The sequence below is a fragment of the Enterococcus sp. 2G9_DIV0600 genome (genome assembly GCF_002140615.1).
In the GTDB taxonomy this organism is placed as follows: Bacteria; Bacillota; Bacilli; order Lactobacillales; family Enterococcaceae; genus Enterococcus_D; species Enterococcus_D innesii.
On record NZ_NGLL01000001.1, the window covers coordinates 360,105 to 374,552 of the forward strand.

Here is a 14,448-nt window from a genome sequence, read left to right on the forward strand (position 1 = left end):
ACCACATTCATTGGAGGCAATCATGGGCGAAAGTTATAAAGATAGTTCGTTGAAAATTTTTAGTTTAAATGGAAATTTACCATTAGCAGAAAACATTGCGAAAGTTTTCGGTACAGAACTAGGGAAGTCAAAAGTGACACAGTTTAGTGATGGAGAGATTGCCATCAATATTGAAGAAAGTGTGCGGGGCGACCATATTTATATCATTCAATCGACGAATGAACCCGTCAATGATCACTATTTAGAGCTATTGATCATGATCGATGCGATGAAACGGGCTAGTGCGAAGACCATCAATGTCGTTTTGCCTTATTACGCATATGCACGGCAAGACCGAACCGCCAACCCGCATGAGCCGATCACTGCAAAATTGATTGCCAATATGCTGGTGGAAGCAGGGGCTTCTCGAATCTTGACGCTTGATTTGCATGCCGTCCAAGTTCAAGGATTTTTCGACATCCCAGTGGATAATCTCTTTACGATCCCATTGTTTGCCCATTACTATCGCGAACAAAAAATGACGGGTGACGACTATGTCGTGGTTTCACCAAAAAACAGCGGTGTCCAACGGACCCGTAGTTTGGCAGAATACTTAGATACAGCGATCGCGATCGTCGATCAAGATGAAGCCGATGGCGGCTATGTGATTGGTGATGTTGTTGGGAAAAAATGTATTTTGGTTGATGACATTTTAAATACCGGCCATACATTGGCAAAAGCGGCAGACTTGTTGAAGGAAGCTGGTGCCAGCGAAGTGTATGCTTGTGTCTCTCACGCCTTGCTTTCACCGCCAGCTAAAGAAATTTTGGATCAATCAGCGATTGAAAGTATTTGTGTCACCGATTCTTGCTGGACTAGCGAAGAACGCCATCCAGAAAAACTGCACTACATTTCTTGTGCTGAATTGATGGGGGAAGCCGTTCGCCGCATTCATGAAAATACACCAATGAGTCCATTGTTCCGCTTGGAAAGCAAAGAGTATAAATAATAATATGAAAAGCACCCGCTATCCTTAGGGACAGCGGGTGCTTTTGCATGTAAGGGGAAGTGGATCAGACCCAGCGAATCAGTTCAACTGGTTGCGGTTTAAGACCGTTTCTCGTTTGATCAGCTTATGTGGTACGACCAGCTGTACGCCGTTTGAATCTTCGTGATTCAATTGCGCCATCAGCCGTTCGGTAGCGATTTTTCCTAAGGACAACACGTTGATATCGATACTAGTCAAATACGGATGGGTCAAAGTAGCAAAGATCGAATTGTTGAAACTGATGATGGATAAGTCGTCGGGGACTTTGTAGCCATACATCGTTGCTAATTGAATGATCCGCACAGCGAACAGATCATCGATCACGACGATGGCTGTTGCTTGGGATTCTTTGATCGTTTCTTCAAACGTGACGTAATCTTCCGCTTTTTCAAAGGTCAATGCTGGATAAAAGGGGAGATTTGCCAGCATCATGGCTTTTTGGTAGCCGAAGAAACGCTCGAAATACAGGTTTTCATGGGTCGTATTGGTAGCAAATAATATCTTCGTATGCCCTTGGGCGATCAGATGCTCAGTTGCTTGCTTGCCTAACAACTGGTTGTCATTATCGACAAAAACGATTTTGTCTTCATTGCTGTATGGTTGACCAATCAAGGTAAAAGGGACTTCTTTTTCGACCAGATAGTCGATGATGGGGTCTTTTTCATCGGAATAGACCAAGATAAAGCCATCTACTTGTTTTTGCAGGTGCATCCGTTCCACGTTTTTTAGTAATGTAGCAAAGTCACGGGCGGAGGCAACTGCAACCGTCATTTGATGATGGCGGGCCTCTTCATTGATGGCTTCGATCGTTTCTAAATAAAAGGGGTTTCCTAGTCGTTCTTTCGAATCAAGAGGCGGCAAGATCACGCCAATGGCACTGGATATCTGTTTGCCGAGATTTCGAGCCGCAAGATTGGGGACATAGCCCATTTCTGCCATTACTTTGCGCACTTTCTTCTTGGTATCTTCAGAAATGCTGGGATGATCGTTTACGACACGAGAAACCGTGGATGTAGCGACGCCAGCCTTTTTGGCGACATCTTTGACCGTAATGCTCACTGATTTCCCTCCTTTTTTAGCTTATAGTATCACAAAGTGTCGGCACAAGGGTAGAGCCAATCAAAAGAAAGAAGAAATGCAGACATTTCTTCTTTCAGAAGGCTTGTTTAGTTGATCGCTGTACTGATTTCGTCTTCTAAAACATAGTCTTTGCCATACAACTTGATTGGCAATGCCTCACCGCTGATTTTCTTCAAAGTCACCGTTGACTCATTGACGGAAACAAAGAGCAGACGTCCACGATAGTTGATGTGGAAGGCGTAGCGGCTCCAAGTTTTAGGTAAGAATGGCGCAAACCCTAAGTGATCGTGATCAGTTTTCATTTGAGCAAAACCTTGAACGATCGCTAACCAGCTGCCGGTCATAGAAGTGATGTGCAAGCCATCATCGGTATCATTGTTGTAATTGTCCAAATCAAGACGAGCAGTCCGCTCATACATTTCCAACGCTTTTTCTTCCATGCCTAATTCCGCTGCTAAAATCGCATGGATACTTGGAGAAAGGGAAGATTCATGCACTGTCATCGGCTCATAGAAATCAAAGTTCCGTTGTTTTTCTTCTTTGCTAAATTGATCGCCGAAGAAGTAGATCCCTTGCAAAACATCGGCTTGCTTGATAAAGCAAGAGCGCAAGATATGATCCCACGACCAATTTTGGTTTAACGGCAAATGTTTTGGATCAAGATCGGAAACGGGCATCAAGTCTTTGTCTAAGAAGGTATCATGCTGGACGAACACACCAAGATCTTGGTCTTCTGGGAAGTACATATTGTCGATGATGTCTTGCCATTTGGCTTGTTCTTCGTCAGAGATCGTGACAGTCGCTTCGTCTTTGAAGGCTTCATAGCTGGCTAAGGTATAAGCTAAGACCCAAGTAGCCATTTTATTGGTGTACCAGTTGTTATTGATATTGTTTTCGTATTCGTTTGGTCCTGTAACGCCATGGATCATGTATTTTTGCTGGCGTTTTGAATAGTGGACACGATCTGCCCAGAAACGTGAGATCGCGCTTAACACTTCTAATCCTTCTTTTTTCAGGTAACTTGTATCGCCAGTATAATTCGTATAGTTGTAGATGGCATAAGCGATGGCACCATTTCGGTGGATTTCTTCGAAAGTGATCTCCCACTCATTGTGGCATTCGATCCCAGTGAAGGTCACCATTGGGTAAAGGGCACCTGCTAAGCCTTGTTTTTGCGCATTGATATGGGCTTGCGGCAATTGGTTGTGACGGTATTTCAACAAGTTACGGGTCACTTCTGGTTTTGCTAATGCCAAATACAATGGAACTGCATAGGCTTCGGTATCCCAGTAAGTCGCACCGCCATATTTTTCACCAGTAAAGCCTTTCGGTCCAATGTTCAAGCGCTCGTCTTCGCCATAATAGGTTGAAAACAATTGGAACAGGTTGAAACGAATCCCTTGTTGCGCTGCAGCATCGCCTTCAATGATCACATCGGCTAAATCCCAGCGGGCTTTCCAAGCAGCGACTTGTTCTGCACGCAATGCATCGTAATCTGCTTTGTATAAAGTGCCTAATTCGGTGACTTTTGCTGGATGATCATGAGCGGGAACATCACGACTCGTAACGATCAAGACTTCTTTGATCAATGAGAAGGTGTCACCGGCTGTTCCAGAAAAGGCAAAGGTATCAGCAACGCAAAGCTCGCTTTTCACGGAATCGATCGGTGTTTGGCTATGACGCATAGCAGAAGTGACAGTAAAGCGTTCAATGTCAAAATTATTTTCTACGGTCCGAGTGGTCAAATAATGGAAGGTTTCGGTTTGGCCATGAGCCAATTCTTCCCAGAAACGTTCGTCGTAGTTGCTGTCTTCGTTATGGACATTGTTATCTAGTTTAGAAACGACTTTGATCTCAGCGTCGCCTTCAATGATCTCAGCGTCCATCTTAATGAGGGCAAGTTCACGTTTTACGATGCTCAAGAAGCGTTCAAAAGAGAATTTTACGGTGGCGCCTGCCAAAGTGACAGTAAAGTTGCGGCGTAAAATCCCGGTTTCCATGTCTAGTTCTAAACGGAAATCACTTGGGCTGATTTTTGCTAAGTCGACTAATTGGTCATTGACAAATAGGTCCATTGCAATAAAGTTGACCGCGTTGATCACTTTGCCAAAATAGTCAGGGTAGCCGTTTTTCCACCAGCCGACACGGGTTTTGTCTGGGTACCAGACACCAGCGATATAAGTACCTAAGTGATGATCGCCGCTGTATTGTTCTTCAAAGTTGCCGCGCATTCCCATGTAGCCATTCCCGATGCTTGTTAGCGACTCTTGCAGTCGACGATTTTCTTTATCTAAGGTAGATGTCGCGATTTTCCATGGATCGATCTCGAACAATCGTTGGATTTTTTTCATGAAAGTCCCTCCAGAATCTTTTTGATATCTCTATCATAAGCGCAAACGATTGCATCGTCAAGTGAAAGTTGTTGCGTTTGTAGATTTTCCTGTTGGGAAACATAAAGAAGGAAAGATTCAGTTAGATAAAGGCGAAAAAGCGAATAGAATACCTTTTGATATTTCTGGGTTTACAAAATCTTTTTTCTCCGTTAGAATGAAATCATTAAGAAACCGATTGCGTAAATCGATTCAGGGAAGGAAGAAGGAAGATGAAAAAATTATTGAGCTTCGAATTTTGGCAAAAATTCGGAAAAGCGCTAATGGTGGTTGTCGCTGTTATGCCAGCCGCTGGTTTGATGATCAGTATTGGGAAAACGATCCCAATGATCAATGCCGACTGGGCATTTTTGATCACTACAGGAGGCGTCATTGAAAACATTGGTTGGGCAATTATTGGTAACCTGCACTTATTATTTGCATTAGCTATTGGTGGTAGTTGGGCAAAAGAGCGAGCTGGTGGGGCATTTGCTGCTGGGATCGCCTTTATTTTGATCAACCGGATCACTGGTTCGATCTTTGGCGTGACAAGCGCGATGTTAACCGAAGAAGGCGCCTTCACCCATACGTTGTTTGGGACAAAGATCATGATCGACGGCTTCTTTACTAGTGTACTAGAAGCACCGGCTTTGAACATGGGCGTCTTTGTCGGGATCATCGCCGGTTTTGTGGGGGCAACAGCCTATAACAAATACTATAATTTCCGCAAATTACCGGATGCGCTTTCCTTCTTTAACGGCAAACGCTTCGTCCCTTTCGTGGTGATTGCCCGTTCAGTGGTCGTCGCATTAGTATTATCGATCGTTTGGCCTTACATTCAAGCCGGTATCAATAATTTCGGTTTATGGATCGCGCAATCACAAGAAAGTGCGCCCGTTTTAGCACCGTTCTTGTTTGGAACCTTGGAGCGGCTGCTCTTACCATTCGGGCTGCATCACATGTTGACGATCCCGATCAATTACACCGAATTAGGTGGAACTTACACGATTCTTTCTGGCGCACAAGCCGGCACCCAAGTCTTTGGACAAGACCCCTTATGGCTTGCTTGGGCAACGGATCTAGTGAACATGCGCAATGCTGGCGATACGTCACAATATCAATTTTTATTGGAAAACTTTGTTCCTGCCCGCTTTAAAGTTGGACAAATGATTGGTTCATCTGGGATCTTGATGGGCTTGTCTTATGCCATGTATCGCAATGTCGATGCGGACAAACGGCACAAATATACCTCTATGTATTTATCAGCTGCTATCGCTGTCTTCTTGACAGGGGTAACGGAACCGTTGGAGTTCATGTTTATGTTTGCTGCCGTACCGCTTTACATCGTTTATGCAGTCGTACAAGGGGCGGCGTTTGCGATGGCGGATATCGTCAACTTACGGGTCCACTCTTTTGGGAATATCGAGTTGTTGACCCGTACCCCAATGGCGATCAATGCCGGCTTAGGACAAGATTTGATCAACTTTGTGTTAGTGACCATCGTCTTTGGTGTTGGGATGTATTTCTTGGCCAACTTCTTGATCAAAAAATTCAACTTTGCAACACCAGGTAGAAACGGCAACTACGAAACAGAAGGAGCCAGCGATGCGCCAGCAACAGCTTCGGCGGATGGCAATTTGAACCCAGATTCGCAAGTCGTGAAAATCATTCATTTATTAGGCGGACGTGAAAATATCGCCGACGTTGATGCATGTATGACTCGTTTACGGGTCTCTGTGAAAAATCGAGAAGCGGTCGGCGATGAAAAAGCGTGGAAAGCCGCAGGGGCGTTAGGCTTGATCGTAAAAGACAATGGCGTGCAAGCAGTCTATGGACCGAAAGCAGATGTCTTAAAATCAGACATTCAAGATATCTTAGATTCTGGTGTCACGATTCCCGAACCGACTGCTAGTCAAGCACCAGTAGAAACGACTACCCATCAAAGCCAAGGCGTGACAGCTGAACTAGCTGCTGTTGCCACTGGAGAAGTGATGCCGATCACCTCTGTCAAAGACCAAGTGTTTGCGGAAAAAATGATGGGTGACGGTTATGGTATACGTCCAGAGCAGACGACAGTTGTCGCACCAATCAGCGGGAAAGTCACCAACATCTTCCCAACGAAGCATGCGATCGGCTTGCTTTCTGATGAAGGCATCGAAGTATTGGTTCACATGGGATTAGATACCGTTGACTTAAACGGTGCACCCTTTACGGTAGCTGTCACTGAAGGACAACAAGTGGCGGTGGGTGACAAGTTAGCGGAGATGGATCTCGCTGCAGTAAGTGCTGCTGGCAAAGACACCACCATCGTTGTAGTGTTGACCAACAGCGATCAAATCGATTCCTTTGAATTGACCCAAATCGGCAAGCAACAAGCAGCCGCAGTTGTTGGAATCGTAAAACTATAATAAAATGACAAGCGGGTCGACTCTTTTGTTGACCTGCTCTCTTTTATTTTAAAATGGAATCGTACAAGCAAACCGAGAGAAGGAGCCTTATTCATGAAGGTATTAACATTGAACACCCATAGCTGGTTAGAAGAAAATCAGCTAGAAAAATGCAAAATGATCGCCAAAGAGATTGCAACAGGCGACTATGACATCATCGCCTTGCAAGAAGTCAACCAAACGATCGCTGCTCAAACCATCGTTCCTGATGGGCTTTATTGCCCAACAGATACGCTGGTGGAAATCAAGGAGGACAATTTTGCTTTACGCCTAGTGGAAGAACTGCAACTGTTAGACTGTGATTACTATTGGTCATGGACTTACAGTCATGTAGGCTATGACATTTACCACGAAGGCAATGCCTTATTGTCCAAACAGCCCATCATTGCCAAAGAATACCTTGCTTCACAAGCCACGGATGTCTGGGATCATACCACACGCAAAAACCTGAGCGGCGTGACTGAAGCCGATGGACAGATCGTACAAGTCATTAGCTGTCATTTTTCTTGGTGGCAAGACGGTAAATTTGCCTACGAGTGGCAACAGACAGAAGCATTTTTAGCAGAACGGGCTGATACCTTATTGATCCTAGGTGATTTCAACAACGATGCCGCCAGTTCTGGGCATCAACTGGTCCTTGACAGCTCCTTACAGCTGCAAGACAGCTTTTTAACGGCTGCTGAAACGATCGGGGAAGCCTCTGTCGTTAAAGCCATTGATGGTTGGCAAGACAATCGAGAAGCGTTGCGAATCGATTATGTTTTTACATCCAAAGACCTGCAAGCAACGGAATATGAAGTCGTTTTTGACGGAACGCGTACTCCGATCGTCAGCGATCACTTTGGAATCAAAGTGGTTTTTGCTTCAAAAACAGAGCCAAACTAGCAGAAACGACAGCAAAAAGCAGTGCCAACCGGCACTGCTTTTCTTTTTGGGGAAGTTAAATCGCTGATCGAACAAGGAGGAAAAAGAATAAGCTCAATAAAAGAATGAATGCTAATGCCCCATAGGTAAAACTCTTTTCGCCCCAGGTTGCGTTTTCCTCCTGACTCGAAAGACTTCTTCTTGTAAAAAAGACGAGTCCTGCGCCGATGACATTCGCTGTCAGTAACTGCTGGAAGAAGATCAGGAATAAATACTGTCCCAAAAGGCCTTTTTTACTCATGGAAAACCGTTGGATAAAGTACAGGCAAGCCCCTTGCAGCAAAAGGAGACTACTTAACAAGACCCCTAAAGCGGCTAACGGTTGCGAGTTGAGGTACTGGGCAAAGGTCATCCCATGGTTGAAGGCAGTCAAGGAAAGATAAAGATAGTAAGCACCGGCGATCAAAAGCCAATAACTCAGTAAAATCAATGGAAACGCCCATTTTCGTTTAGTCATGGTTGCCCTCCTGTAAAGTGAATAGTCCGTAGGAACGGATCAAATAATCAATCAAGCAGCTCAGTCCGATCAAAGACTGGCTAGGGATTTTCTTGCGACCGATTTGAAAAAAATCGCAATAATAGGTCAGGTGAAACGTTGAATGGCGAGCAAAATAATTATCTCCTGGCGCACTCAATGTCAAAAGGGGAATCTGACGAATCGCAAAAGTCGTCAGATTCTCTTTGACGTTTTCTGTTTCGCCGCTGAGTGAGGCGATGATCACACAATCTTCGGTAGTGATCATCGGCATGACCATATCAAATTCCGTTTTGTTCGGCAATACGATCACTCGTTTTTCCATAGAAAGCATCATTTTGGAAAACTCCTCCAGTGCTTTTTTTTGGGAAAACCCAGTTGGGTAGCAGTAGATGGTTTTGCTGCGGTCAAACAAGCGGTTGAGGGCAGCTAAGTCTACCGTTTTTACATAGTTGAGGGTGGCGAAAATATCCTCTTGTTGTTTTTCAAAAATCGTTTTTTGCTGCGAAATCGTTGTTATCTGTTCTTGCTGATGCCGTAGAAAATATTTGAACTCGGAATAGCCAGAAAAACCAAGTTTTTTCGTCAACCGTAAAATAGATGACTTTGAGACGTGAACCTGCTCGGATAGCTCGACGATCCCCATAGATAGAACAGTATCGCCGTTGGAAAGAATATAGTTCAGAATGCCACGATCAAGTTCACTTAACTCTGATTGGTGCTGTTGAATCAAATACTGTAATTTCACAAAAACCCCTCCTTATGGATTAAGTATAGCTGAAAAGCCAGGAGGGGAGGCGAAGAACGCTGGCTAGTGTAATTCTGGCCAAAAGGCTTGATTTGCTTCAATCAATTCATCGAGTAATTCTTTGGCTACACGGGCATTTGGTACCACTTTTGAAAGAATCAGTGCTTGCCATAGCTTCTGATAAGAACCCTCTGCCCAAGCTTCCACGACTAATTTTTCTACGGCTACTTGTTGTTCCATCAATCCTTTTTGGAAGCGAGGGATCTTGCCTTGTGTGATTGGTTCTGCTCCGTTACTGCCGACGATACAAGGCACTTCTACCATTGCCTGCTCATCAAAGTTGACGATCGCTCCTTCGTTAGGCACGATCAACAGCATTCGTTCTTGCGTGTTATAAGCAATCGCTCGTGCAAGGTCAACAATGTAGCTGGCGTGTTCATCCACTTCAAGCGTGGTGTCAGTCGCTGTTTGGTTTTCTACGATGCGTTGGCATTCACCAAAGACGTGTTTTTCGCGACCAGCCATGACTTCATTTGCCCGTGTAAAAGATGGGTTGGTGTGCGCCACTTCATCTTGAGGGAAAAAGTAATACTTCAAGTAGGTATTTGGCAAAGTGGATGGATCAACCTCGTACACTTCTTTTGCTTTGGCAAAGGTGTGCATCCAGCTAGCATCAGCATGTTGGCTCGCTTCGATCTCTTCTGGCAATGAATAGCCGTATTTTGCCACATGCGCCTGAATCTGCGGCAGCAAATCATTGCCAGCTTTGTCTCGTATATCTGTCCACCAGCCAAAGTGATTCAAGCCATAATAGCGAACCACCAATTCTTTGCGAGAAGCTAAGCCGATCGCTTGCGCCATCCGTTCTTCGATTCCCACTGGCATATCACAAATATTAATGATCTTGGCATCAGGGCGTAATTTACGAGTCGCTTCTGCGACGATCGCTGCGGGATTGGAATAATTCAACATCCACGCATCAGGAGAATATTTTTCCATATAATCGACTAACTCCAATACACCGCCGATAGAACGCATCCCATAAGCGATCCCGCCAGGACCACAAGTTTCTTGGCCGACCACACCATATTTCAAAGGGATTTTTTCATCCTTTTCGCGCATCGCATACAAGCCAACTCGGATATGCGCCATCACAAAATCGACATCCTGAAACGCGGTTTCGGGATCAGTGGTTGCTAAAAAACTGATTTCGGGTGCGCGTTCTTTCAATAAAATCTCACAAGCTTGTGCCACCTTTTCTTGTCGTTCTTCCAAATTGTCGTAAAACTTGATTTGGCGAATCGGGAAACGATCCAAGTGTTCCAAAAGCATCAAGACGATTCCTGGGGTAAAAGTACTGCCGCCTCCGGCGATCACGATTGAAAATTTTTTCATTTTTGTTTCCTCCTTAGTCTGATACAGCTAATAATTTTTCGAATTGTTCTCTCACTTGTGGCACATCCAGGCCAACAATCACTTGGAAGGCGTTGCCGTTGCGAACGACACCATGGGCACCAGCGCCTTTAAAGATATCATCTGGCAGCACTTGGTCTTGATCTTTGACGGTGATTCTTAGGCGAGTGGCACAATTAGTGACTTTATCAATGTTGTCGCGACCGCCAAACCCTTCTAAGTAGACTGCGGCTTGTTCAGTATAGCGATTGGCACCAGCAATCACTGGCGTTCCAGTGTTGGCTTGTTTTTCTTTGTAATCTTTTTTGGTGTACAGTTTGACTTCGCTATTGTTTTCTTCCCGTCCTGGTGTGGCTAACTTAAATTTGAGGATCAAGAAGCGGAAAACAAGGAAATAAAGGGCAGTAAAGGCTAACCCGATCACCAGCTGCGTGAAGATCATACTGCGATGATTTTGAAATAGCGGAATCCAGACCTTCGCCAACAGATCGATCAAGCCGCCCCCCATATCTCCAACGACCCCGAAGGCAAACATCGTTGCCGCCATGGTCGCTGCTAAAACAGCGTGCACCGCAAAGAGGGGTGGTGAGATAAAGAGGAAGGTGAATTCCAATGGCTCAGTGATACCAGCTAAAACGGCAGTTAAAGTGGCAGGGATCAAAATCGCTAAGACCTTCTTTTTGTTTTCAGGCTTGGCTGTGAAATAAAAAGCAGCAGCGATCCCTGGTGCAGCAAAGATCTTAGAATTGCCATGTAAAGCAAAGCCCCCTTCAGGGAAAAGCTCTTTCAATGGTCTGGTGGACTGGGCAAATTCTTGTAAATGTGCCATCCAGTATTTGGAGATCCCTTCTTCGACGACAGCGGGACCAAAAACAAAGGGGGTATACACGAAATGATGGAGACCTGTGGGGATCAATATTCGCTCTAAGAAAGTATAGAGCCAGACCCCAAAGACCCCAGCACTTGCTAGAAACCCTTGCATGGACCCAATGCCAGCTTGGACTTTTGGCCAAATCAATGCGATCAAGAAAGCAACTGGCAGCATCAAAAAGAATCCGAGGATCACGACAAAGGAAGAGCCTTGGAAGATTCCGAGAAAATCAGGCAGCTTCGTATCGAAAAATTTGTTGTGAAGATAGACGACAATCGCCGAAATAAAAATTGCTCCGATAATACCAGTATCTAATGTTTTGATGCCGGCGATCATTTTCAAGCCACTCTCACCGCCGGGATCAGCTGCAAAGTTGACACCGAAGAAGTTGCCAAAGTACTCGATCATGCCAGAAATAAAATAATTACAAGTAATATAGACGACAAAGGCTTCCATTGCCGCTCGCGCATTGGCTTTTTTTGCGAGACCGATCGGTAATCCAATGACAAATAATAATTCCATTTGGTTGAAGACCGTCCACGCACCGTTTTCAATGATCGTCCAAATGTTGTACCAAGTAGAGCCTTCAGTGGCGATGCTCCCCACAAGCATCGGATTTTTAAAGATAATACACAGCGCGACCATGATCCCCGAAAATGAAAACAAGAGAACCGGGGTAAACATCGCACCGCCAAACCGCTGAACTTTTTCCATCATAATTTCTTAACATCTCCTTTCAATTTTTACTACAACCTCAGTATAGAAAAGAAAGATAGCGGTTACAATGAAACAAGGCAGCATAGGAACGTAGAAGCAAACAAAGAGAAAAGGTGGCAATTGCGGGGAAATTTCCCATAAAAAAACAAACCTGCGAAAAACAGGTTTGTTTGCTACGTACGTGTATTTAAATTTCGACGTTGCCATAACGATTGGCAAGGGCGGTGCGGATCAAGCGCTCTGCCAAATGCTCATTTCTTGCAAGGAGCGGTCCGTGGAAGTAAGAGCCGAACACATTGCGGTAAACTACGCCTTCCGTTTGGTCTTCACCATTGTTTCCTTGTCCTTGGATGACTTTCCCCAATGGTTTTTCCCCTTTACCTAAGAAAGTACGGCCATTATGGTTTTCAAAGCCATAATAGGTCTCATCGAATTCTTCATTGTGGATCACGATGTCACCGATGAACCGGTTGTTTTCTTGGCTCAAGGTGTAATGATCCAAGGCGCCGATCCCCTTGATTTTCTCGCCGTTGGCACCGATGTAGTAATGACCTAGCAATTGATAGCCGCCGCAGATCGCCAGCATGACGCCATCATTTTCGATATAGCTGGTCAAGGCTTCTTTTTTTGATTGGATATCTTGTGAAACGATCACTTGTTCAAAATCTTGTCCCCCACCGAAAAAGACGAGATCATATTTTTCAGGATCGAAGGGCTCGTGAATGCTGACGACTTCTGCGTTGAAGGTCACGCCTAATTTTTCGGCCACGTAGCGCAGCATCAAGAGATTGCCGTTGTCGCCATAAGTATTCAAAAGATTTCCATACAAGTGGGCAACATTCAGTTGATACTTAGTCACGACTCATTCCTCCTTTGATATAGCCTTTTTCCGCAAGTTTTTTGCGTAGCTGCAAGACTGCAGTGTAAGTCGCTAAAATATAGACTTTTTCTGTAGGTAAGTCTGCGATTTGCTTGATGACGTCATCAAGTTCAGGGGTTTCAATGATTTTCTCTTCAGGGATCCCCGCAACTTTTAGCCGCAACGCCATATCTTTGTGACGATCACCACCAGCGATCACTTGAGGAATCCCCATATCGGCAAACGCTTCATGGTCGCCATCCCAAATCCAGCTGACGTCGATCCCATCTGCGTAGTTGGCATTCAACAAGCTGACTAGCGAGAAAGGATAGGGCGACAGGCCGATCATATCGATGACTTGGTTCAAACCAACAGGGTTTTTAACTAAGACTAACGTACATTCTTTGTCCCCGATGCGGATCACTTCTTGGCGACCAAAGACTTTTTCGTCATAGGCCAAACCAGCTTTGATTTTTGCAGGTGCTACGCCATAATATTCCGCAACCGCAGTTGCCGCCAGCGCATTGTAGACATTGTACATCCCACCGACTTCGATGCGATAGTCATTGCCATCGATCACAAAATCAGCAGAGGTGTTGTCCATTGCGGTCATTTCCGTCAGTTTATAATCCAATTCTGGTCGATGGAAGCCGCAATTTGGGCAGTAGTATTTTCCAAGATTGGCATAGGTGATCATTTTATAATGCAAAATGTGATGACACTCAGGACACAACACGCCATCCGTATTGTAATGGGCCATCTGCTCTTCATCTGGTAAATGATCAAATCCATAGTATTTCCGCGGATTGACAGTTGCTACCGAATTGAACAGTGGCGAATCCCCATTGCAGAGGATCGTTGCTTCCGGTGAGTTTGCGGCACCTTCAACGATCATTTTATAGGTCGTATAAATCTCGCCATAACGGTCCATTTGATCACGGAAAATATTGGTGAAAACGAACAATTCCGGTTTGATGTACTTCGTTACTTTGCTGAGACTGGCTTCATCGATTTCTAAAACCGCAAATTTTTTGCCTTTTTTAGGGCGTGCCGATAGAAAGGTTGAAACGATCCCTTGGACCATATTGGCGCCGGTTGGGTTCGTCAATACTTCATCAAATTCTTGGCGCAAAATATTGACAGTCAAGGCAGTCGTCAATGTTTTGCCGTTAGTGCCTGTGATCACGACGACTTGGTAATCTTTCGCCAAATGATCTAATATATGTGGATCAACTTTTAATGCTAATTTACCAGGCAGGCTTGAGCCACCTTTGAAAAAGTTCTTTAATACCCATTGAGAGGTCTTACCGACTGAAACAGCCAGATGACTTCGTATTCCCATAATGTAACCCTCCATTAGAGCGAATGCTTTCGTTGTGCAAATTCAATTTATCATACCATATACCAAGAAAAAGGTTAAATTGCTTTTGCGATTCTTTAAATTTCTGCAAAGACCATGTTGATAAACGGTTCTTTCACTTGAGCTGATCAAAGGCTTGAAAAGCAAAACAGCAAACC

At 44.7% G+C, this 14,448-nt stretch carries 11 protein-coding genes; 3 read left to right on the forward strand and 8 right to left on the reverse strand.

What is annotated here, in order from left to right; translation table 11 throughout:
* Positions 1 to 22: 22 nt before the first annotated feature.
* On the forward strand, positions 23 to 988 hold the full coding sequence (locus A5870_RS01760; RefSeq protein ID WP_010749060.1) for a ribose-phosphate diphosphokinase: 966 nt from the start codon (positions 23 to 25) through the stop codon (positions 986 to 988).
* Between the two features lie 78 nt (positions 989 to 1,066).
* Here the strand turns inward: A5870_RS01760 and A5870_RS01765 are convergent, their stop codons facing one another.
* Complete coding sequence (locus tag A5870_RS01765; RefSeq protein ID WP_005227844.1) at positions 1,067 to 2,086, reverse strand: LacI family DNA-binding transcriptional regulator; 1,020 nt, start codon at positions 2,084 to 2,086, stop codon at positions 1,067 to 1,069.
* Between the two features lie 107 nt (positions 2,087 to 2,193).
* Positions 2,194 to 4,458 carry a glycoside hydrolase family 65 protein gene (locus tag A5870_RS01770; protein ID WP_086291619.1) on the reverse strand — a complete coding sequence of 755 codons (2,265 nt, stop codon included), beginning with the start codon at positions 4,456 to 4,458 and terminating at the stop codon, positions 2,194 to 2,196.
* A gap of 251 nt (positions 4,459 to 4,709) precedes the next feature.
* Between A5870_RS01770 and A5870_RS01775 the strand changes: the two genes are divergently transcribed.
* On the forward strand, positions 4,710 to 6,884 hold the full coding sequence (locus A5870_RS01775) for a PTS transporter subunit IIBC (RefSeq protein ID WP_086291620.1): 2,175 nt from the start codon (positions 4,710 to 4,712) through the stop codon (positions 6,882 to 6,884).
* Between the two features lie 93 nt (positions 6,885 to 6,977).
* On the forward strand, positions 6,978 to 7,808 hold the full coding sequence (locus A5870_RS01780; protein WP_086291621.1) for an endonuclease/exonuclease/phosphatase family protein: 831 nt from the start codon (positions 6,978 to 6,980) through the stop codon (positions 7,806 to 7,808).
* Between the two features lie 55 nt (positions 7,809 to 7,863).
* Here the strand turns inward: A5870_RS01780 and A5870_RS01785 are convergent, their stop codons facing one another.
* The 6 genes from A5870_RS01785 to A5870_RS01810 form a co-directional block, all read right to left on the reverse strand.
* A complete protein-coding gene (locus tag A5870_RS01785; protein ID WP_005233546.1) occupies positions 7,864 to 8,304 on the reverse strand; it encodes a hypothetical protein in 441 nt (146 codons plus the stop codon).
* A complete protein-coding gene (locus A5870_RS01790; protein ID WP_086291622.1) occupies positions 8,297 to 9,070 on the reverse strand; it encodes a MurR/RpiR family transcriptional regulator in 774 nt (257 codons plus the stop codon). Before A5870_RS01790 ends, A5870_RS01785 begins: the two co-directional genes overlap by 8 nt.
* A gap of 63 nt (positions 9,071 to 9,133) precedes the next feature.
* Positions 9,134 to 10,465, reverse strand: a complete 1,332-nt coding sequence (locus A5870_RS01795; protein ID WP_008379332.1) for a 6-phospho-alpha-glucosidase — start codon at positions 10,463 to 10,465, stop codon at positions 9,134 to 9,136.
* A gap of 13 nt (positions 10,466 to 10,478) precedes the next feature.
* The gene (locus tag A5870_RS01800; protein WP_016609922.1) at positions 10,479 to 12,071 is read right to left on the reverse strand and encodes an alpha-glucoside-specific PTS transporter subunit IIBC; all 1,593 of its coding nucleotides are present in this window, start codon (positions 12,069 to 12,071) and stop codon (positions 10,479 to 10,481) included.
* Positions 12,072 to 12,258: 187 nt separating this feature from the next.
* Positions 12,259 to 12,930 (reverse strand): type 1 glutamine amidotransferase, encoded by a 672-nt coding sequence (locus A5870_RS01805; protein ID WP_005233555.1) that lies wholly within the window; start codon positions 12,928 to 12,930, stop codon positions 12,259 to 12,261.
* On the reverse strand, positions 12,923 to 14,272 hold the full coding sequence (locus tag A5870_RS01810) for a Mur ligase family protein (RefSeq protein ID WP_077452305.1): 1,350 nt from the start codon (positions 14,270 to 14,272) through the stop codon (positions 12,923 to 12,925). The genes A5870_RS01805 and A5870_RS01810 overlap by 8 nt, the downstream gene beginning before the upstream one ends.
* Positions 14,273 to 14,448 lie beyond the last annotated feature (176 nt).